Below are 17,683 nucleotides of genomic sequence, written 5' to 3' on the forward strand. Positions count from 1 at the left end.
CGGGTTACCTGGTCGATTTTGATCGACGGCCCGCTTTCAAAAGCAGCGAGGGCTGAAGTTGACCGGAAATACAGGGCTACTTCAGACCTTCCCTAGTAGCTCCGTTTAACCGGATTTCTCAAGCTCGTAGGGTTCGCACCGCCCATTCGGCGCGCTAGCACAAGACCGGCCTCGCTAGCCGTCAAGTCGAGCCCCTAGTGGGTGTTTGGGTCCTAGTCAAACATCTGTGGTTAGGCGAGGTGCAGGAGCTGCCTGCTTCGGGCGTCCCCAATCAGGCACCCAAAGCTAATTCTATAATGTTCTATAATCACTCTATAATCGACTATAAACCCGGTTCTAGAGCGCCCGGCGCTGCCTAAGAAGCCGATCAGTTGCTGTATGCATGTGTCACTTAGATACTGCATTCAAGGGCGGCGGCAAAGACATCTGGTTGGCGAGACTGCTTTCGGCTCGGCAGTAACGAAATGGCCAGTCATAATGGACGACAGTCCGCAGCCCTTCGTTGCGTAGGAGTAGCCCATCATGATCTGCCCAATCGAAACCCGGGTTATCACGGCTCACGTCCCAGTACAGCTAGCTGAGAGAGTCGATCAGATGGCCGCACATCTGGGCCGCTCCACGGACTGGATTCTCAAGCAAGCCTTGGCCACATGGATTGATCAGGAAGAAGAGCGCGGCCGCCTGACCCGAGCGGCCCTGGCCGATGTGGACGCAGGCCGCGTGATCGATCACCAAGCAGTTCAGGCCTGGGCCGACAGCCTTAGCAGCAATACACCGCTGCCGGTGCCTCGCTGAAGGTCATTTGAGTAGGTGACCAGTAAGCGTACGGGGAATACGTCTTGCGCAGGACGGGAAGTAGTGATCCAACTGCATTCGGTCATATTGAGTTCAAGCATGAAAGGCTGACGAAAAAATCAGAGTGCCGGCGCTGAGGGAAGTAAAAATCCGAAGCTGGGGGAAATTCCGCGATTTGGATTATTGATACACAGAAATTTGGATCTTCACTTCCGGGTACTACAGGGGCTGGTACATTCATGCACATATCTGAAATGGCACGTTATTTAACATAATATACATTATGCGAAGCCTTGGTTGTGCGGGAGTGGGTCGCCCTGGGAGCTTTTGGGCGATCAAAGCTGGTGTGGAGCTGGGTTCGTCAGTTGTTGGCCGGAACTGCTGCTGTCGGTCGCTCCGCTCGCGACAGTAGCAGTTCGGCCAACAAGCTTGCGGGAGTCGCTTGCCCAGTGCGTGGAATCACCCCGACCGCTCCAGGGCGTGGCCCGCATGCCGTCCACCTGGCAATGCCAATTCACGCCATCAGGGAACGCCTCGCACTCAGTCGAGACCACGTAGCGCAGGCCGTGAATCTCAGAGTGCAGAATCACCAGATCGGGCATCGTACCGCGCTTGCCCTCGGCCTGAACGCCGTTGTAGCCACCAACCGAAGACCAACCAGCCTGACCAGCATCACCCTTTTCGCCGCGGCGGATGTAGCCGGCGACACGCCAGATGATCGAATCGACCGGGCCGGCCGGAACGACCTCGACAGGCACCGATACTGCCTGAGCAGGCGAGGAGCTGGAGCCAGGCGGCGGCGGGTTCACGTTACCGACAATCGCAGGTGCCGGAGCCGATTGCTCGGCCCCCTCTTCGACCAGACCAAAGCCAGACGTGAAGAAGCCCACCAGCCACCAGAGCAGCAAAGGAATCAGCAGCACAGGCGCGACAAACGAGGCTATCAACCAGGGCGACCGCCAGACGTTGGCACGCTTGTCGGCCCGCTTTTCATTGCCAACGTCGCCCGTTTTGCTCTTGGTCGAAGACGAGTAGTAGGCGTAGTAAGCAGGGTCGTATTTATCGAAGATCGAACGAATAAACTGCGACTTCGGCGGCTTCTGCCCGGTTACACAACCCTCATAGATATCGACTCGAAACCGGTTGTCAGCGCCCACAGCATCGAGCTTCTGGCTGCGATAGGTCTTATCGACCTTGCCCCGAGCGAAGGCAGCGATATCCGCCAAATCCTGAGTAACCAGCACCACGCGCGTCGTGTTGCCGTTCTCATCCACGTTATGGCCGTGTTCTGCGAGAAACTCCTTATCCTTGAACGGAAACACGTTGGCTTTCATGCCGGACGGCCAGCGGCGCCAGAGTTCGTCCAGCGCAACAACCGCGCCGGCCGGAAACAGGTCAGCCAGATCGGGCGAACTAAACCAGTCCTTAGCCAGCTGGTGAATCTGACCGGGAAACTCGTCGTGCGCCTTCTGCGTCATCGGAATATTCGTGTAGACGTGCCGACCTTCCCGGAGGCTAGGAAGGATCACGTTTTTTACCACGCTGTAGCTTTTGCCACTGCGCGGGTTGCCAGTGTATGCATCGATAGCCATAGGTCACCCGATCAGCGGAATGCGGCGGATCAAAAAGCGGATACCGTAGGCCGCGAGAACCATTGCGACCCCTTCACCAAACGCGAATTTCTGCGCGAAGAACAACACGTTGCCCGACAGCGAGCCGAACGCCGATTGCGCCTGATAGACGAAATCAGGCACCGGGATAGCAGCGATGACAGCCGCCAACCCCTCAAGAATTTGCGCCCATATCGTCTGGAACAGCCACGCGAAGAAGTCTTTCAGCCACTCCAACACCTTGTTGATCATTTCGGCCATGTCGTCACCTATGCGCTCATCAGGACGCGGACGGCAGCGAGTGCCCAGACCGCGAGGAAGACGTAGTAAAGATCGTTGAGCCAGTTAGAGTTCTGACAGATGTAATCCAGGGATATAGTCCCAATCGCGGTGCTGGTGCTGCCCATGTTGCAGGAGCCGCTACCGCTTACGCCGATGCCGCTGATGGCGGTCATGATCGGAGAGCCCTCGACAGCCGAAACGAAGTTTTCAACCGATTCGCCATAGCCTGGAACGTCATCGAGCTCAGGACCGGCCACCTCGCCGCCCTCATCTTCATCGCAGTCAACGATGCAAGTCCCCTCCCCGTCGCCGTCACCGTCCCCTGACTTGCCGGTGCCGCATTTGGCACCAGTGCAATCGGTGCTACTGGAGACCGTGTTGCCGTTGCCGTCCTTGATGGTCACGTTTGTCGTTTTTGTCGTGACTGACTGGCAGGCGTTGACGCCGGTACAGTTCACATCGGTGCGGACGTCTGTTTTCGTTACGGTGGTAGTTCCGTCCGGGTTCGCCTTTGTCTGCACAGTCGTGTCGATTTTGGCGCCAGTGGAAGTAGGCTTTTTGGCGGTGATGCACTGCCACTCACCGTTGACGCTACCGCAATCGGTCGACTCGCCAGGGACGCCTCGGTAGTCCAGGGAGCTGCAAGACACCATGCCCTCACCGTCCGCGTAGTAGCTGCACGGCTCGCTTTCCGTGATGACAGGCTCATCCGGGAGAGCGCAGTCGTCACCGGGAGCGCAGACGTCCGGAACAGTGGGCGAAGTGTTGAATTGCGGAGAATCACCCTCAGCGACCTCGCCGGAAAAGTTGACCGCAACGCGACAGCGCTGGGCCGGCGGGCCAAGAGTGATAGTGCCAGTTGCGCGAGTCGCCGGGGCCTTGCAGTTGGTCACATCAAGAACGGTGGCAACACAGCCCTGTTCTATGACCGGAGGCGGCGGAATCGGATTGCCGTCACCGTCGAAGTTGACGTACGTAGTAGTGAATCGAGTCTCCTGAGCGAAATGCGCGCACTGGGAAGGCTTATCGGCGGTCTCGAACTCCACACAATCGCCTGTCGCGTTGATGATTTTCGGAAGGCCAGTGGTGTCGCTGACGCCGCACTGCTCTCCACCGGGCGCAGGGGGAGCAATGCATTCGCCGGTCAGCGGGTCGATACCGTCAGGACAAGCCGGGGGAGCTGGCGTATAGGTCTTATCGTTCTTGTCGTAAAGGGGGCCGCCAGGGAACGTCGAAAACTTGAAGCGACAGCGGAAATAGTCATTTTCCGGAACAAGCGTATAACCGCCTGATCGATAAGGGGAATTATTGAAAAGATAGGAGCAGGCCGCGTCGGGGGAGGACTTTGGCGTGCTCGGGTATGTTTCGGTGTACCAAGAAGCGGCAGACGCGACACCGGAGACCAACAGGAACAGGATTGACGATAAAAACCTGAACATGGATCACCACCCCTGAAACGCAAGGAAGGCAGCCCCGCCGCCGAAGATGAACAGGGTCAGGTACCAGACTTGATCCATAGCGAAGCCCTCAAATGAAAACGGGGGCAAAAGCCCCCGTGGTGCCCAGGGGCGCCGTTACTTGATCATGCCCAGCAGCTTGCGAGCGCCCATGCGGGCGACCAGAGCCAGGGCGATGACAGCAGCGATGCCACCGATGCCAGTGACGACGTCGGTAACGGATACAGCGGTAACGATTGCTTCCATGTTTGAAACCTCACTTGATCATCGAGAGAAGAACCCTGAAGCACTTGCCGGCAAACCAGCAGGTACCCAGGATCACGAATCCAGCCGAGAACGCGGCCGCCAACATGGCGGGGTCGAGGTGTTCAAGGCTGAACGGCTCAGGCACCGGGACCAATTCCCAGACACCAGAACACAAGGGAGCGCCATCCCCGGCGACGGTTACCGAACCGTCACAGCGGAGGACGCCGGAACTCATTTGCAGGCCTCGCGTATAGCGCTGGTGAAGGATTCATCGAGCAGCGGAATAAGCTCGACAACCTGCCAAGACCAGATGAGCCACGAGGTAATAGCGCCGATCAGGAACGGGATGGACCAGTGCCAGAGCAACGCAACGAAGTAGCGAGGACGGAACGTCATAGGGCAGCCGCCAGGGCGAAATCAGCGAAGGCCCACACGTAGCCGGAGACCAGACCCACGGCGAACATCGAGAGATAACGGAACATGGCGGCGCCCTCCCCTTAGCTGGCCGCTGCGGCGGCAGGCTTGGCCTGCTGCTGGGGAGCGGACGGAGCTACAGCAGCAGGTCGCTCGCGGGCAACTTCCTGGAGGCGCAGCGGGATGCCGGCGAGGCTGTAACGAATACGGGACTTGCCGTTGTATTCGTCGATTTCGTCGGAGAAAGGCGCGTAGACCTCGGAGCCTTCCAGGGCGCGATAGGCGTTATGGAGACCGTCCTTGAACTGCTGGCCGGCGACCATGAATTTGTGCAGGTGGACCTGATCGAAACCGTCGCGATCCTGGCTGATGGACTCGATACCAACGAGCGCCCAGGGCTTTTGCTCGCTGCCCTTGGTGACGACACCTTTGACGAAGCCGCGCAGAATTTTCATTGGGGGTTTTCCTCTTGCGTAGTGGATCGGTCACCACAGAACGGGGCGCCGGTAAAGGACTCCTCGGTGACGAGGCGACCGTATTTCTCGAACGAATCGACCATCGACCAGTAAGCGCTATCGTCCTGCTGGGCGGTGAGCTTGGGGCGCGGGGCTGGAGGGCCTACGAGCACCGGAAAGCGCTCGCGCAGGGCCGGCCAGTCGGGCTCGGCGTAGTTACCAGGACGCATGGCGCGCTCAAGCTCCAGGCGGCGGCGCTGGCTGGCGGAAAGGCTCATTCCCTGATGGGATACACGTTTCATGCGGGCACCAGCGGGGCGAGTAGCCAAGTGAAGCCGGAAACACAGGCGAGCAACAAAATGGCCACAGACAAGGCGAACAGGACTTCTGTTATGTCGCTCATGCGGCCACCAGTTGCAGATGGCGCGGCACGACCGCATGGCGGTAAAACGCAGGAACCTGATGGTCGAAGGTGACCTCAACCTCGCGCACGTTGCGGGTGAACGTGAACACCGTCCCATGGCGGGTCTGGTCGTAGGGCACCTTGATGTCGATATTCAGCCGACGAAGCCGGGCGCGATGCTCCTGAACAGCCGACTTGTTAAAGTCGAAAGTCTGGCCGGCGCGCCAGAGCGACACGTACTGCGACGTGGTGTAAGCCGCTTTGGTGTTTTTGCAGATGCCTTCGGCAACCAGCTGTTGCGCGATGGTCAGTTCGTCGTAGTTGGTCACTTCCAATCGGTTGCCGACCATGAGGAACCCCTTGTGGATTTCCACTAGCTTGGTTTCGTCAAAGAGGCCCCAGAAGCTGAGGCCCTCCCGTTTCAAGAACTCTGATCGACACTTGATTTCGGAGCGCACCATGCCGACAGAGGCGCACCAGTCGCGCAGGTCCCGGACGTACCGGTATTCGTCAGAGTCTTCGCCGTAAGAGCGCTTCACCTTGGGCAAGAGGTGAGCATCGAGCTCGGCGGCTTTCGCGTAGTTGCCCGGGTAGACCAAGCGGCCGGCCTTCTCGCCGCCCTTGGGAGTCCAGACGCAGGTATTGCCGTCCGGGTAGAGATACGCAATCGAGTTGCGGTAGCGCTGGCTGGAAATGGCGCGCATATACGCCCTTTCGTTGCCCTGCCCTACGTAGAAATTCGAGGTCAGGTCGAGGCGCTGGAGAACGGCGCCATTGGCAATGGCCGAACCGTCCTGCAAACGCTGGACGCTGGTGCATCGTGTCAGCGGCGGCAATCCATACTCAGCAAGCAGCGCGTTGATGACGCGGAAACAGCCGTCGAGGCTGTCGATGCCGAACACGTTATCCAGGCGGTTGATCCGGGACGGGTTGCCGTCGACTGTGATTCGGCGGCCGCAAACATGAATGCGAAACGTGGTGCAGTAGCTCCCTTCGGCGAAAAAGGCGGGAACGGACGTCGAAAGGAGGGCCTCAGTCTCAGCGTCAAAGCGTCGGGTAATGACATCGCCGACCTGAGGGAGGTCGTAGTCATAGTCCTGAAAGGCCTTGATCCAATCGAAGAACATTCCGTTTCTCAACTTCTAAGAAATTAGATTCCGAGCGGAAATTAGTTTCTGAGAATCTCATTGTCAAGGGCCTTAGAAAATAAGCCTAAAATCCGATACCAGAAAATTGACGGGAGACTGGCAGTGCCGACCAAGCACATCGACGACGAAACCTGGCGGAAGGTGGAGCAGGCAGCCGTGAAAGCGACCATCGCAACCAAGCGATCAGTGAAAGAAACGCAGATGCTGCGTTGGCTGATCCTCAAGGGTCTGGAGGAGATCAACGAGGACGACTTTCAGCGACTGGTCAAGGGGAAGGACTGATGAAATGGGCCCTGCTGCTGTGGGCAACAGGGGGCGATATGGCGCCCCTGGAGATCGGTCTATTCCCGTCCGAGCAGGAATGCAGGAAGGCAGGAATGCTGATCCAGCTGGTGGCAGGAAAGGCAAAAAATCCCGATGAGAAAGAGGCCCTGAATCAAATGCTTCTGTCGGGGCTGGAAAGCAAGTGCGAGATGAAATAACCCCGGGATTCCGGGGCAAAGTGGGGGTGTTACAGCACCCCCACCCCTCAGCCGGCGTCGCCAGGGGTGCCGCAAACGTCGTAGGGCGCTGCCCTACAACCCGCTCTCGCCGCCGAGGGCTCGGGAGCAGGGAGGGAAAAGCGCCCTCCCTACTCACGAGCAGAGGCTGTTCCTGGTCGAGGGAAGTTCAAGTGTTCGCTTCGCCCGGCGCTCCGTTCTGCGGGCGGTGAAGCGCTGCCCGCCGAGCCGGTGCGGCGGCACTTGACCAGGCGAGCGAGGCGCGCGAATTGACGTTACGGAATGGCGTAACAGATATTCCGACGAGCGGTCGAATTATCGTTACGTAACGATAGCCTATTTATCGTTACGTAACTATAATTACTCCATAGCGAAACGCACTGGAGCTGAGATCATGATCGACCACCTGGACAAGCAAACCCAATCCCTCCCCCTGGAGCCGAAGCGCGGGCGCGGCCGTCCAGCTACCGGGCAGGCACTCAGCAATGCCGAGCGTCAACGCCTCTACCGCGAGCGCCAAAAAGCGCAACGTAACGAAAAACCGGACAGCCACAAGGCGCCCTATGAAGAAGTGGTAGCGATTGCCCAGGAGCTAGGCGAGCGCTGCAAAAAAGCAGAGGCCGAAGTAGAGCGATGGAAGAAGCTGGCAAGAGCAGCTGAGCGAGCCAGGCAGGTAGTGGCAGAAGAGTTAGCGCAACGTAACGATAATGAGCTGATGAAGCGCGTAGAGCTGGCCGAGGCCCGCGCCGACGCAATGGGCAACGAGCTGGCCATCGTCAAAGCGCAGCTCAGTAATCCACGCAAGAAACGCCACAGGGACGACCCGCCAGTAGATATCAGAGAATGGGCGATTCAGCGTCAGTCGCCGAAGGGGCAGTGGCGAACGGTCGCGAAATACGATACCGCCGCAGAGGCCAATATAGCGTTGGCAGATCAGGCAGGGGCGATGGGGCATCTGTACAGGGTCAAAGCTCCAAAATAGCCCGGCAGGCGTCCTGCAGGGCTGATACTCGGGCGTCCAGGGCGGCGCCCTCCTCGTCCATCTGCGCTAACCGGCGGCGCAGCTGGCGAACATCACCGACAAGCCGGCCATAGTCCTCAAGCACATGCGCGACAGCGCCCAGATCGTCACGACCTGGAGCGTAGAGGCGTGCGTTACGTAACAGATATTCAGGAAGGTCGAGGACTGGCATCGCATAATGGACGTTACATTCAATCGCGCCGGGAGCTTACCAGCATTGTCCCGACGCGATTAAACGTAACGTCACGGATATTATGCGAAGCCTTGGTTGTGCGGGAGTGGGTCGCCCTGGGAGCTTTTGGGCGATCAAAGCTGGTGTGGAGCTGGGTTCGTCAGTTGTTGGCCGGAACTGCTGCTGTCGGTCGCTCCGCTCGCGACAGTAGCAGTTCGGCCAACAAGCTTGCGGGAGTCGCTTGCCCAGTGCGTGGAATCACCCCGACCGCTCCAGGGCGTGGCCCGCATGCCGTCCACCTGGCAATGCCAATTCACGCCATCAGGGAACGCCTCGCACTCAGTCGAGACCACGTAGCGCAGGCCGTGAATCTCAGAGTGCAGAATCACCAGATCGGGCATCGTACCGCGCTTGCCCTCGGCCTGAACGCCGTTGTAGCCACCAACCGAAGACCAACCAGCCTGACCAGCATCACCCTTTTCGCCGCGGCGGATGTAGCCGGCGACACGCCAGATGATCGAATCGACCGGGCCGGCCGGAACGACCTCGACAGGCACCGATACTGCCTGAGCAGGCGAGGAGCTGGAGCCAGGCGGCGGCGGGTTCACGTTACCGACAATCGCAGGTGCCGGAGCCGATTGCTCGGCCCCCTCTTCGACCAGACCAAAGCCAGACGTGAAGAAGCCCACCAGCCACCAGAGCAGCAAAGGAATCAGCAGCACAGGCGCGACAAACGAGGCTATCAACCAGGGCGACCGCCAGACGTTGGCACGCTTGTCGGCCCGCTTTTCATTGCCAACGTCGCCCGTTTTGCTCTTGGTCGAAGACGAGTAGTAGGCGTAGTAAGCAGGGTCGTATTTATCGAAGATCGAACGAATAAACTGCGACTTCGGCGGCTTCTGCCCGGTTACACAACCCTCATAGATATCGACTCGAAACCGGTTGTCAGCGCCCACAGCATCGAGCTTCTGGCTGCGATAGGTCTTATCGACCTTGCCCCGAGCGAAGGCAGCGATATCCGCCAAATCCTGAGTAACCAGCACCACGCGCGTCGTGTTGCCGTTCTCATCCACGTTATGGCCGTGTTCTGCGAGAAACTCCTTATCCTTGAACGGAAACACGTTGGCTTTCATGCCGGACGGCCAGCGGCGCCAGAGTTCGTCCAGCGCAACAACCGCGCCGGCCGGAAACAGGTCAGCCAGATCGGGCGAACTAAACCAGTCCTTAGCCAGCTGGTGAATCTGACCGGGAAACTCGTCGTGCGCCTTCTGCGTCATCGGAATATTCGTGTAGACGTGCCGACCTTCCCGGAGGCTAGGAAGGATCACGTTTTTTACCACGCTGTAGCTTTTGCCACTGCGCGGGTTGCCAGTGTATGCATCGATAGCCATAGGTCACCCGATCAGCGGAATGCGGCGGATCAAAAAGCGGATACCGTAGGCCGCGAGAACCATTGCGACCCCTTCACCAAACGCGAATTTCTGCGCGAAGAACAACACGTTGCCCGACAGCGAGCCGAACGCCGATTGCGCCTGATAGACGAAATCAGGCACCGGGATAGCAGCGATGACAGCCGCCAACCCCTCAAGAATTTGCGCCCATATCGTCTGGAACAGCCACGCGAAGAAGTCTTTCAGCCACTCCAACACCTTGTTGATCATTTCGGCCATGTCGTCACCTATGCGCTCATCAGGACGCGGACGGCAGCGAGTGCCCAGACCGCGAGGAAGACGTAGTAAAGATCGTTGAGCCAGTTAGAGTTCTGACAGATGTAATCCAGGGATATAGTCCCAATCGCGGTGCTGGTGCTGCCCATGTTGCAGGAGCCGCTACCGCTTACGCCGATGCCGCTGATGGCGGTCATGATCGGAGAGCCCTCGACAGCCGAAACGAAGTTTTCAACCGATTCGCCATAGCCTGGAACGTCATCGAGCTCAGGACCGGCCACCTCGCCGCCCTCATCTTCATCGCAGTCAACGATGCAAGTCCCCTCCCCGTCGCCGTCACCGTCCCCTGACTTGCCGGTGCCGCATTTGGCACCAGTGCAATCGGTGCTACTGGAGACCGTGTTGCCGTTGCCGTCCTTGATGGTCACGTTTGTCGTTTTTGTCGTGACTGACTGGCAGGCGTTGACGCCGGTACAGTTCACATCGGTGCGGACGTCTGTTTTCGTTACGGTGGTAGTTCCGTCCGGGTTCGCCTTTGTCTGCACAGTCGTGTCGATTTTGGCGCCAGTGGAAGTAGGCTTTTTGGCGGTGATGCACTGCCACTCACCGTTGACGCTACCGCAATCGGTCGACTCGCCAGGGACGCCTCGGTAGTCCAGGGAGCTGCAAGACACCATGCCCTCACCGTCCGCGTAGTAGCTGCACGGCTCGCTTTCCGTGATGACAGGCTCATCCGGGAGAGCGCAGTCGTCACCGGGAGCGCAGACGTCCGGAACAGTGGGCGAAGTGTTGAATTGCGGAGAATCACCCTCAGCGACCTCGCCGGAAAAGTTGACCGCAACGCGACAGCGCTGGGCCGGCGGGCCAAGAGTGATAGTGCCAGTTGCGCGAGTCGCCGGGGCCTTGCAGTTGGTCACATCAAGAACGGTGGCAACACAGCCCTGTTCTATGACCGGAGGCGGCGGAATCGGATTGCCGTCACCGTCGAAGTTGACGTACGTAGTAGTGAATCGAGTCTCCTGAGCGAAATGCGCGCACTGGGAAGGCTTATCGGCGGTCTCGAACTCCACACAATCGCCTGTCGCGTTGATGATTTTCGGAAGGCCAGTGGTGTCGCTGACGCCGCACTGCTCTCCACCGGGCGCAGGGGGAGCAATGCATTCGCCGGTCAGCGGGTCGATACCGTCAGGACAAGCCGGGGGAGCTGGCGTATAGGTCTTATCGTTCTTGTCGTAAAGGGGGCCGCCAGGGAACGTCGAAAACTTGAAGCGACAGCGGAAATAGTCATTTTCCGGAACAAGCGTATAACCGCCTGATCGATAAGGGGAATTATTGAAAAGATAGGAGCAGGCCGCGTCGGGGGAGGACTTTGGCGTGCTCGGGTATGTTTCGGTGTACCAAGAAGCGGCAGACGCGACACCGGAGACCAACAGGAACAGGATTGACGATAAAAACCTGAACATGGATCACCACCCCTGAAACGCAAGGAAGGCAGCCCCGCCGCCGAAGATGAACAGGGTCAGGTACCAGACTTGATCCATAGCGAAGCCCTCAAATGAAAACGGGGGCAAAAGCCCCCGTGGTGCCCAGGGGCGCCGTTACTTGATCATGCCCAGCAGCTTGCGAGCGCCCATGCGGGCGACCAGAGCCAGGGCGATGACAGCAGCGATGCCACCGATGCCAGTGACGACGTCGGTAACGGATACAGCGGTAACGATTGCTTCCATGTTTGAAACCTCACTTGATCATCGAGAGAAGAACCCTGAAGCACTTGCCGGCAAACCAGCAGGTACCCAGGATCACGAATCCAGCCGAGAACGCGGCCGCCAACATGGCGGGGTCGAGGTGTTCAAGGCTGAACGGCTCAGGCACCGGGACCAATTCCCAGACACCAGAACACAAGGGAGCGCCATCCCCGGCGACGGTTACCGAACCGTCACAGCGGAGGACGCCGGAACTCATTTGCAGGCCTCGCGTATAGCGCTGGTGAAGGATTCATCGAGCAGCGGAATAAGCTCGACAACCTGCCAAGACCAGATGAGCCACGAGGTAATAGCGCCGATCAGGAACGGGATGGACCAGTGCCAGAGCAACGCAACGAAGTAGCGAGGACGGAACGTCATAGGGCAGCCGCCAGGGCGAAATCAGCGAAGGCCCACACGTAGCCGGAGACCAGACCCACGGCGAACATCGAGAGATAACGGAACATGGCGGCGCCCTCCCCTTAGCTGGCCGCTGCGGCGGCAGGCTTGGCCTGCTGCTGGGGAGCGGACGGAGCTACAGCAGCAGGTCGCTCGCGGGCAACTTCCTGGAGGCGCAGCGGGATGCCGGCGAGGCTGTAACGAATACGGGACTTGCCGTTGTATTCGTCGATTTCGTCGGAGAAAGGCGCGTAGACCTCGGAGCCTTCCAGGGCGCGATAGGCGTTATGGAGACCGTCCTTGAACTGCTGGCCGGCGACCATGAATTTGTGCAGGTGGACCTGATCGAAACCGTCGCGATCCTGGCTGATGGACTCGATACCAACGAGCGCCCAGGGCTTTTGCTCGCTGCCCTTGGTGACGACACCTTTGACGAAGCCGCGCAGAATTTTCATTGGGGGTTTTCCTCTTGCGTAGTGGATCGGTCACCACAGAACGGGGCGCCGGTAAAGGACTCCTCGGTGACGAGGCGACCGTATTTCTCGAACGAATCGACCATCGACCAGTAAGCGCTATCGTCCTGCTGGGCGGTGAGCTTGGGGCGCGGGGCTGGAGGGCCTACGAGCACCGGAAAGCGCTCGCGCAGGGCCGGCCAGTCGGGCTCGGCGTAGTTACCAGGACGCATGGCGCGCTCAAGCTCCAGGCGGCGGCGCTGGCTGGCGGAAAGGCTCATTCCCTGATGGGATACACGTTTCATGCGGGCACCAGCGGGGCGAGTAGCCAAGTGAAGCCGGAAACACAGGCGAGCAACAAAATGGCCACAGACAAGGCGAACAGGACTTCTGTTATGTCGCTCATGCGGCCACCAGTTGCAGATGGCGCGGCACGACCGCATGGCGGTAAAACGCAGGAACCTGATGGTCGAAGGTGACCTCAACCTCGCGCACGTTGCGGGTGAACGTGAACACCGTCCCATGGCGGGTCTGGTCGTAGGGCACCTTGATGTCGATATTCAGCCGACGAAGCCGGGCGCGATGCTCCTGAACAGCCGACTTGTTAAAGTCGAAAGTCTGGCCGGCGCGCCAGAGCGACACGTACTGCGACGTGGTGTAAGCCGCTTTGGTGTTTTTGCAGATGCCTTCGGCAACCAGCTGTTGCGCGATGGTCAGTTCGTCGTAGTTGGTCACTTCCAATCGGTTGCCGACCATGAGGAACCCCTTGTGGATTTCCACTAGCTTGGTTTCGTCAAAGAGGCCCCAGAAGCTGAGGCCCTCCCGTTTCAAGAACTCTGATCGACACTTGATTTCGGAGCGCACCATGCCGACAGAGGCGCACCAGTCGCGCAGGTCCCGGACGTACCGGTATTCGTCAGAGTCTTCGCCGTAAGAGCGCTTCACCTTGGGCAAGAGGTGAGCATCGAGCTCGGCGGCTTTCGCGTAGTTGCCCGGGTAGACCAAGCGGCCGGCCTTCTCGCCGCCCTTGGGAGTCCAGACGCAGGTATTGCCGTCCGGGTAGAGATACGCAATCGAGTTGCGGTAGCGCTGGCTGGAAATGGCGCGCATATACGCCCTTTCGTTGCCCTGCCCTACGTAGAAATTCGAGGTCAGGTCGAGGCGCTGGAGAACGGCGCCATTGGCAATGGCCGAACCGTCCTGCAAACGCTGGACGCTGGTGCATCGTGTCAGCGGCGGCAATCCATACTCAGCAAGCAGCGCGTTGATGACGCGGAAACAGCCGTCGAGGCTGTCGATGCCGAACACGTTATCCAGGCGGTTGATCCGGGACGGGTTGCCGTCGACTGTGATTCGGCGGCCGCAAACATGAATGCGAAACGTGGTGCAGTAGCTCCCTTCGGCGAAAAAGGCGGGAACGGACGTCGAAAGGAGGGCCTCAGTCTCAGCGTCAAAGCGTCGGGTAATGACATCGCCGACCTGAGGGAGGTCGTAGTCATAGTCCTGAAAGGCCTTGATCCAATCGAAGAACATTCCGTTTCTCAACTTCTAAGAAATTAGATTCCGAGCGGAAATTAGTTTCTGAGAATCTCATTGTCAAGGGCCTTAGAAAATAAGCCTAAAATCCGATACCAGAAAATTGACGGGAGACTGGCAGTGCCGACCAAGCACATCGACGACGAAACCTGGCGGAAGGTGGAGCAGGCAGCCGTGAAAGCGACCATCGCAACCAAGCGATCAGTGAAAGAAACGCAGATGCTGCGTTGGCTGATCCTCAAGGGTCTGGAGGAGATCAACGAGGACGACTTTCAGCGACTGGTCAAGGGGAAGGACTGATGAAATGGGCCCTGCTGCTGTGGGCAACAGGGGGCGATATGGCGCCCCTGGAGATCGGTCTATTCCCGTCCGAGCAGGAATGCAGGAAGGCAGGAATGCTGATCCAGCTGGTGGCAGGAAAGGCAAAAAATCCCGATGAGAAAGAGGCCCTGAATCAAATGCTTCTGTCGGGGCTGGAAAGCAAGTGCGAGATGAAATAACCCCGGGATTCCGGGGCAAAGTGGGGGTGTTACAGCACCCCCACCCCTCAGCCGGCGTCGCCAGGGGTGCCGCAAACGTCGTAGGGCGCTGCCCTACAACCCGCTCTCGCCGCCGAGGGCTCGGGAGCAGGGAGGGAAAAGCGCCCTCCCTACTCACGAGCAGAGGCTGTTCCTGGTCGAGGGAAGTTCAAGTGTTCGCTTCGCCCGGCGCTCCGTTCTGCGGGCGGTGAAGCGCTGCCCGCCGAGCCGGTGCGGCGGCACTTGACCAGGCGAGCGAGGCGCGCGAATTGACGTTACGGAATGGCGTAACAGATATTCCGACGAGCGGTCGAATTATCGTTACGTAACGATAGCCTATTTATCGTTACGTAACTATAATTACTCCATAGCGAAACGCACTGGAGCTGAGATCATGATCGACCACCTGGACAAGCAAACCCAATCCCTCCCCCTGGAGCCGAAGCGCGGGCGCGGCCGTCCAGCTACCGGGCAGGCACTCAGCAATGCCGAGCGTCAACGCCTCTACCGCGAGCGCCAAAAAGCGCAACGTAACGAAAAACCGGACAGCCACAAGGCGCCCTATGAAGAAGTGGTAGCGATTGCCCAGGAGCTAGGCGAGCGCTGCAAAAAAGCAGAGGCCGAAGTAGAGCGATGGAAGAAGCTGGCAAGAGCAGCTGAGCGAGCCAGGCAGGTAGTGGCAGAAGAGTTAGCGCAACGTAACGATAATGAGCTGATGAAGCGCGTAGAGCTGGCCGAGGCCCGCGCCGACGCAATGGGCAACGAGCTGGCCATCGTCAAAGCGCAGCTCAGTAATCCACGCAAGAAACGCCACAGGGACGACCCGCCAGTAGATATCAGAGAATGGGCGATTCAGCGTCAGTCGCCGAAGGGGCAGTGGCGAACGGTCGCGAAATACGATACCGCCGCAGAGGCCAATATAGCGTTGGCAGATCAGGCAGGGGCGATGGGGCATCTGTACAGGGTCAAAGCTCCAAAATAGCCCGGCAGGCGTCCTGCAGGGCTGATACTCGGGCGTCCAGGGCGGCGCCCTCCTCGTCCATCTGCGCTAACCGGCGGCGCAGCTGGCGAACATCACCGACAAGCCGGCCATAGTCCTCAAGCACATGCGCGACAGCGCCCAGATCGTCACGACCTGGAGCGTAGAGGCGTGCGTTACGTAACAGATATTCAGGAAGGTCGAGGACTGGCATCGCATAATGGACGTTACATTCAATCGCGCCGGGAGCTTACCAGCATTGTCCCGACGCGATTAAACGTAACGTCACGGATATTATGCGAACCTTAACATAAGCCGTTATGTACGAAGGGATGCACATTAAAAAAGCCGCACTGGAAACCCAGGCGGCTGCTAAGTCTTAACCAAGGAGATGAAGCGCAGTCAGCGAGCCGCGCCGAACGCGCGGCTCATGGAATCTTCATCGCGTGCAGGCTAGCGCCGTTCGTCCCGTTCGGCTTATCGAAGCAATCGATAGTGATCATCGATCAGCGTCAATGGTCCGCTCGCCAGCCCGGTGATAACTCTTAGCGGCCCCTCTGGGCCGGGCCTGACCTCGCTGTCAGGCCTGCTCGCATAAAACACCGACACCGGGAGCCCCCATGTACAACAAGCACTGTCTCGCGCTGGCATGCAGCCTCGCGCTCGGCACGCCGTTGGCTCATGCCAGCAGCCAGGCACAATCGAACGGCTTCGTCGAAGATGCCAGCCTCGATCTGCTGCTGCGCAACGCCTACTTCAACCGCGACTACAAGGACCGTACCAACGACGCCAAGTCCTGGGGCCAGGGTTTCATCGCCACCTTCGAGTCGGGATTCACCCAGGGCACCGTCGGGGTCGGCGTCGATGCCTTCGGCCTGCTGGGGGTGAAACTCGACAGCGGCCGCGGGCGCAACTACCGCGCCTTCTTCGACACCGACAGCGAGGGCCGCCCGGTCGACGAGCTGTCTCAGGCCGGCGCCGCGGTCAAGCTGCGCCTGTCCGATACCGTGATCAAGTACGGCAACCAGTTCCCGTCCCTGCCCGTGCTGGCCCATGACGACAGCCGCCTGCTGCCGCAGTCCTTCACCGGCACCCTGGTCACCAGCAACGAGATCGAGGGCCTGGAACTCAATGCCGGCCGCTTCACCGCCGACAGCCCGATGGGCGATCCGGCGCGCGATCCCAATCGTCTCAAGAGCATCGACGTGCTCGGCGGCAGCTACGCGGTCAGCGACGATCTGAGCCTGGCGCTGTACCACTCCGACATCGAGGACCTGTACAAGCGCTATTACGCCAACCTCAACTACAACCTGGCGCTGACCGCCGAGCAGGCGCTGAATTTCGACTTCAACCTCTACCGCACCAAGTACGACGACGGCTCTACCGCCGCGCTGGATTTCGGCGGCGACGGCCAGGGCGATCGCAACAGCATCTGGAGCCTGGCGGCCAAGTACAGCGTCGGCGCCCACGCCTTCATCCTCGCCCATCAGCGCAACAGCGGCGATGCCGGTTTCGCCTACGACTACGGCGACGGTGGCGCGAGCATCTACCTGGCCAACTCCTACTACTCGGACTTCAACCGCAAGGACGAGCGCTCCTGGCAGGCCAGCTACGAGCTGGATTTCAGCGACTATGGTGTTCCGGGGTTGCGCTACAAGCTCGCCTACGTACGCGGCGACAATATCGACACCGGCGTCGACAACGAGGGCACCGAGCGCGAGCTGTTCAACCAGGTCAGCTACACCGTGCAGAGCGGTGCGGCCAAGGACCTGTCGCTGCGCCTGCGCAATTCCATCTACCGCTCCAGCACCGATGTCGGTCCGGATCTCAACGAGATTCGCGCCTTCGTCGAGTACCCGCTGAACATTCTCTGAGCAGCGCCCTGCC

At 59.4% G+C, this 17,683-nt stretch carries 24 protein-coding genes; 10 read left to right on the top strand and 14 right to left on the bottom strand.

The genetic code is table 11. From position 1 onward, the window contains the following. The first annotated feature begins 522 nt into the window (after positions 1 to 522). Positions 523 to 795, top strand: a complete 273-nt coding sequence (locus ACIGFL_RS20595; protein ID WP_012018603.1) for a CopG family ribbon-helix-helix protein — start codon at positions 523 to 525, stop codon at positions 793 to 795. A gap of 335 nt (positions 796 to 1,130) precedes the next feature. On the opposite strand, the gene ACIGFL_RS20600 is transcribed toward ACIGFL_RS20595, so the two are convergent. The 4 genes from ACIGFL_RS20600 to ACIGFL_RS20615 form a co-directional block, all read right to left on the bottom strand. After that, positions 1,131 to 2,387, bottom strand: a complete 1,257-nt coding sequence (locus tag ACIGFL_RS20600; protein WP_397498397.1) for a zonular occludens toxin domain-containing protein — start codon at positions 2,385 to 2,387, stop codon at positions 1,131 to 1,133. A 3-nt stretch (positions 2,388 to 2,390) separates the two neighbouring features. Then, positions 2,391 to 2,666 carry a hypothetical protein gene (locus tag ACIGFL_RS20605; protein ID WP_397498398.1) on the bottom strand — a complete coding sequence of 92 codons (276 nt, stop codon included), beginning with the start codon at positions 2,664 to 2,666 and terminating at the stop codon, positions 2,391 to 2,393. An 8-nt stretch (positions 2,667 to 2,674) separates the two neighbouring features. Next, positions 2,675 to 4,126, bottom strand: a complete 1,452-nt coding sequence (locus ACIGFL_RS20610) for a hypothetical protein (RefSeq protein WP_397498399.1) — start codon at positions 4,124 to 4,126, stop codon at positions 2,675 to 2,677. Positions 4,127 to 4,261: 135 nt separating this feature from the next. After that, the gene (locus ACIGFL_RS20615; protein WP_397498400.1) at positions 4,262 to 4,390 is read right to left on the bottom strand and encodes a hypothetical protein; all 129 of its coding nucleotides are present in this window, start codon (positions 4,388 to 4,390) and stop codon (positions 4,262 to 4,264) included. Between ACIGFL_RS20615 and ACIGFL_RS20620 the strand changes: the two genes are divergently transcribed. Further along, positions 4,389 to 4,769 (top strand): hypothetical protein, encoded by a 381-nt coding sequence (locus ACIGFL_RS20620; RefSeq protein WP_397498401.1) that lies wholly within the window; start codon positions 4,389 to 4,391, stop codon positions 4,767 to 4,769. The genes ACIGFL_RS20615 and ACIGFL_RS20620 overlap by 2 nt on opposite strands. Positions 4,770 to 4,887: 118 nt before the next feature. Here the strand turns inward: ACIGFL_RS20620 and ACIGFL_RS20625 are convergent, their stop codons facing one another. From ACIGFL_RS20625 to ACIGFL_RS20635, 3 genes are all read right to left on the bottom strand, one after another. Next, the gene (locus ACIGFL_RS20625; protein WP_397498402.1) at positions 4,888 to 5,259 is read right to left on the bottom strand and encodes a hypothetical protein; all 372 of its coding nucleotides are present in this window, start codon (positions 5,257 to 5,259) and stop codon (positions 4,888 to 4,890) included. Further along, on the bottom strand, positions 5,256 to 5,561 hold the full coding sequence (locus ACIGFL_RS20630) for a hypothetical protein (protein WP_397498403.1): 306 nt from the start codon (positions 5,559 to 5,561) through the stop codon (positions 5,256 to 5,258). Before ACIGFL_RS20630 ends, ACIGFL_RS20625 begins: the two co-directional genes overlap by 4 nt. A gap of 97 nt (positions 5,562 to 5,658) precedes the next feature. After that, the gene (locus ACIGFL_RS20635; RefSeq protein ID WP_397498404.1) at positions 5,659 to 6,789 is read right to left on the bottom strand and encodes a phage/plasmid replication protein; all 1,131 of its coding nucleotides are present in this window, start codon (positions 6,787 to 6,789) and stop codon (positions 5,659 to 5,661) included. A 123-nt stretch (positions 6,790 to 6,912) separates the two neighbouring features. Between ACIGFL_RS20635 and ACIGFL_RS20640 the strand changes: the two genes are divergently transcribed. The 3 genes from ACIGFL_RS20640 to ACIGFL_RS20650 all read left to right on the top strand — a co-directional run bounded on the left by ACIGFL_RS20640 (position 6,913) and on the right by ACIGFL_RS20650 (position 8,292). Continuing rightward, complete coding sequence (locus ACIGFL_RS20640) at positions 6,913 to 7,092, top strand: hypothetical protein (RefSeq protein ID WP_397498405.1); 180 nt, start codon at positions 6,913 to 6,915, stop codon at positions 7,090 to 7,092. Next, entirely contained in the window at positions 7,092 to 7,292 is a 201-nt protein-coding gene (locus ACIGFL_RS20645; protein ID WP_397498406.1) for a hypothetical protein, read from the top strand. Before ACIGFL_RS20640 ends, ACIGFL_RS20645 begins: the two co-directional genes overlap by 1 nt. A 412-nt stretch (positions 7,293 to 7,704) precedes the next feature. Then, positions 7,705 to 8,292: a hypothetical protein gene (locus ACIGFL_RS20650; RefSeq protein ID WP_397498407.1), complete on the top strand. Its 588-nt coding sequence runs from the start codon at positions 7,705 to 7,707 to the stop codon at positions 8,290 to 8,292. Between the two features lie 345 nt (positions 8,293 to 8,637). Here the strand turns inward: ACIGFL_RS20650 and ACIGFL_RS20655 are convergent, their stop codons facing one another. The 4 genes from ACIGFL_RS20655 to ACIGFL_RS20670 all read right to left on the bottom strand — a co-directional run bounded on the left by ACIGFL_RS20655 (position 8,638) and on the right by ACIGFL_RS20670 (position 11,897). Further along, positions 8,638 to 9,894, bottom strand: coding sequence for a zonular occludens toxin domain-containing protein (locus tag ACIGFL_RS20655; RefSeq protein WP_397498397.1), 1,257 nt, complete (start codon positions 9,892 to 9,894; stop codon positions 8,638 to 8,640). A gap of 3 nt (positions 9,895 to 9,897) precedes the next feature. After that, positions 9,898 to 10,173, bottom strand: a complete 276-nt coding sequence (locus ACIGFL_RS20660; RefSeq protein WP_397498398.1) for a hypothetical protein — start codon at positions 10,171 to 10,173, stop codon at positions 9,898 to 9,900. Between the two features lie 8 nt (positions 10,174 to 10,181). Next, entirely contained in the window at positions 10,182 to 11,633 is a 1,452-nt protein-coding gene (locus ACIGFL_RS20665; RefSeq protein WP_397498399.1) for a hypothetical protein, read from the bottom strand. Between the two features lie 135 nt (positions 11,634 to 11,768). Further along, the gene (locus ACIGFL_RS20670; protein WP_397498400.1) at positions 11,769 to 11,897 is read right to left on the bottom strand and encodes a hypothetical protein; all 129 of its coding nucleotides are present in this window, start codon (positions 11,895 to 11,897) and stop codon (positions 11,769 to 11,771) included. Here ACIGFL_RS20670 and ACIGFL_RS20675 point away from each other — a divergent pair. Then, on the top strand, positions 11,896 to 12,276 hold the full coding sequence (locus ACIGFL_RS20675; protein WP_397498401.1) for a hypothetical protein: 381 nt from the start codon (positions 11,896 to 11,898) through the stop codon (positions 12,274 to 12,276). The genes ACIGFL_RS20670 and ACIGFL_RS20675 overlap by 2 nt on opposite strands. A gap of 118 nt (positions 12,277 to 12,394) precedes the next feature. Here ACIGFL_RS20675 and ACIGFL_RS20680 read toward each other — a convergent pair whose 3' ends face one another. From ACIGFL_RS20680 to ACIGFL_RS20690, 3 genes are all read right to left on the bottom strand, one after another. Further along, positions 12,395 to 12,766 carry a hypothetical protein gene (locus tag ACIGFL_RS20680; protein WP_397498402.1) on the bottom strand — a complete coding sequence of 124 codons (372 nt, stop codon included), beginning with the start codon at positions 12,764 to 12,766 and terminating at the stop codon, positions 12,395 to 12,397. Then, on the bottom strand, positions 12,763 to 13,068 hold the full coding sequence (locus tag ACIGFL_RS20685) for a hypothetical protein (protein ID WP_397498403.1): 306 nt from the start codon (positions 13,066 to 13,068) through the stop codon (positions 12,763 to 12,765). Before ACIGFL_RS20685 ends, ACIGFL_RS20680 begins: the two co-directional genes overlap by 4 nt. A 97-nt stretch (positions 13,069 to 13,165) precedes the next feature. Beyond that, complete coding sequence (locus ACIGFL_RS20690; protein ID WP_397498404.1) at positions 13,166 to 14,296, bottom strand: phage/plasmid replication protein; 1,131 nt, start codon at positions 14,294 to 14,296, stop codon at positions 13,166 to 13,168. 123 nt (positions 14,297 to 14,419) lie between these two features. Between ACIGFL_RS20690 and ACIGFL_RS20695 the strand changes: the two genes are divergently transcribed. The 4 genes from ACIGFL_RS20695 to ACIGFL_RS20710 all read left to right on the top strand — a co-directional run bounded on the left by ACIGFL_RS20695 (position 14,420) and on the right by ACIGFL_RS20710 (position 17,670). Beyond that, entirely contained in the window at positions 14,420 to 14,599 is a 180-nt protein-coding gene (locus tag ACIGFL_RS20695; protein ID WP_397498405.1) for a hypothetical protein, read from the top strand. After that, entirely contained in the window at positions 14,599 to 14,799 is a 201-nt protein-coding gene (locus ACIGFL_RS20700) for a hypothetical protein (RefSeq protein ID WP_397498406.1), read from the top strand. Before ACIGFL_RS20695 ends, ACIGFL_RS20700 begins: the two co-directional genes overlap by 1 nt. A 412-nt stretch (positions 14,800 to 15,211) precedes the next feature. Next, a complete protein-coding gene (locus ACIGFL_RS20705; protein WP_397498407.1) occupies positions 15,212 to 15,799 on the top strand; it encodes a hypothetical protein in 588 nt (195 codons plus the stop codon). Positions 15,800 to 16,416: 617 nt separating this feature from the next. Next, positions 16,417 to 17,670 (top strand): OprD family porin, encoded by a 1,254-nt coding sequence (locus ACIGFL_RS20710; protein WP_397498408.1) that lies wholly within the window; start codon positions 16,417 to 16,419, stop codon positions 17,668 to 17,670. The last annotated feature ends 13 nt before the right edge of the window (positions 17,671 to 17,683 follow it).

It is taken from the genome of Pseudomonas sp. NPDC077649, assembly GCF_044542855.1.
Classification (GTDB): Bacteria; Pseudomonadota; Gammaproteobacteria; order Pseudomonadales; family Pseudomonadaceae; genus Aquipseudomonas.

Bases quoted from the DNA above. Each gene is read 5' to 3' on its own strand.
- ACIGFL_RS20595 (WP_012018603.1), top strand. From the start codon at position 523: ATGATCTGCCCAATCGAAACCCGGGTTATCACGGCTCACGTCCCAGTA.
- ACIGFL_RS20600 (WP_397498397.1), bottom strand. From the start codon at position 2,387: ATGGCTATCGATGCATACACTGGCAACCCGCGCAGTGGCAAAAGCTAC.
- ACIGFL_RS20605 (WP_397498398.1), bottom strand. From the start codon at position 2,666: ATGGCCGAAATGATCAACAAGGTGTTGGAGTGGCTGAAAGACTTCTTC.
- ACIGFL_RS20610 (WP_397498399.1), bottom strand. From the start codon at position 4,126: ATGTTCAGGTTTTTATCGTCAATCCTGTTCCTGTTGGTCTCCGGTGTC.
- ACIGFL_RS20620 (WP_397498401.1), top strand. From the start codon at position 4,389: ATGTTTGAAACCTCACTTGATCATCGAGAGAAGAACCCTGAAGCACTT.
- ACIGFL_RS20615 (WP_397498400.1), bottom strand. From the start codon at position 4,390: ATGGAAGCAATCGTTACCGCTGTATCCGTTACCGACGTCGTCACTGGC.
- ACIGFL_RS20625 (WP_397498402.1), bottom strand. From the start codon at position 5,259: ATGAAAATTCTGCGCGGCTTCGTCAAAGGTGTCGTCACCAAGGGCAGC.
- ACIGFL_RS20630 (WP_397498403.1), bottom strand. From the start codon at position 5,561: ATGAAACGTGTATCCCATCAGGGAATGAGCCTTTCCGCCAGCCAGCGC.
- ACIGFL_RS20635 (WP_397498404.1), bottom strand. From the start codon at position 6,789: ATGTTCTTCGATTGGATCAAGGCCTTTCAGGACTATGACTACGACCTC.
- ACIGFL_RS20645 (WP_397498406.1), top strand. From the start codon at position 7,092: ATGAAATGGGCCCTGCTGCTGTGGGCAACAGGGGGCGATATGGCGCCC.
- ACIGFL_RS20650 (WP_397498407.1), top strand. From the start codon at position 7,705: ATGATCGACCACCTGGACAAGCAAACCCAATCCCTCCCCCTGGAGCCG.
- ACIGFL_RS20655 (WP_397498397.1), bottom strand. From the start codon at position 9,894: ATGGCTATCGATGCATACACTGGCAACCCGCGCAGTGGCAAAAGCTAC.
- ACIGFL_RS20660 (WP_397498398.1), bottom strand. From the start codon at position 10,173: ATGGCCGAAATGATCAACAAGGTGTTGGAGTGGCTGAAAGACTTCTTC.
- ACIGFL_RS20665 (WP_397498399.1), bottom strand. From the start codon at position 11,633: ATGTTCAGGTTTTTATCGTCAATCCTGTTCCTGTTGGTCTCCGGTGTC.
- ACIGFL_RS20675 (WP_397498401.1), top strand. From the start codon at position 11,896: ATGTTTGAAACCTCACTTGATCATCGAGAGAAGAACCCTGAAGCACTT.
- ACIGFL_RS20670 (WP_397498400.1), bottom strand. From the start codon at position 11,897: ATGGAAGCAATCGTTACCGCTGTATCCGTTACCGACGTCGTCACTGGC.
- ACIGFL_RS20680 (WP_397498402.1), bottom strand. From the start codon at position 12,766: ATGAAAATTCTGCGCGGCTTCGTCAAAGGTGTCGTCACCAAGGGCAGC.
- ACIGFL_RS20685 (WP_397498403.1), bottom strand. From the start codon at position 13,068: ATGAAACGTGTATCCCATCAGGGAATGAGCCTTTCCGCCAGCCAGCGC.
- ACIGFL_RS20690 (WP_397498404.1), bottom strand. From the start codon at position 14,296: ATGTTCTTCGATTGGATCAAGGCCTTTCAGGACTATGACTACGACCTC.
- ACIGFL_RS20700 (WP_397498406.1), top strand. From the start codon at position 14,599: ATGAAATGGGCCCTGCTGCTGTGGGCAACAGGGGGCGATATGGCGCCC.
- ACIGFL_RS20705 (WP_397498407.1), top strand. From the start codon at position 15,212: ATGATCGACCACCTGGACAAGCAAACCCAATCCCTCCCCCTGGAGCCG.
- ACIGFL_RS20710 (WP_397498408.1), top strand. From the start codon at position 16,417: ATGTACAACAAGCACTGTCTCGCGCTGGCATGCAGCCTCGCGCTCGGC.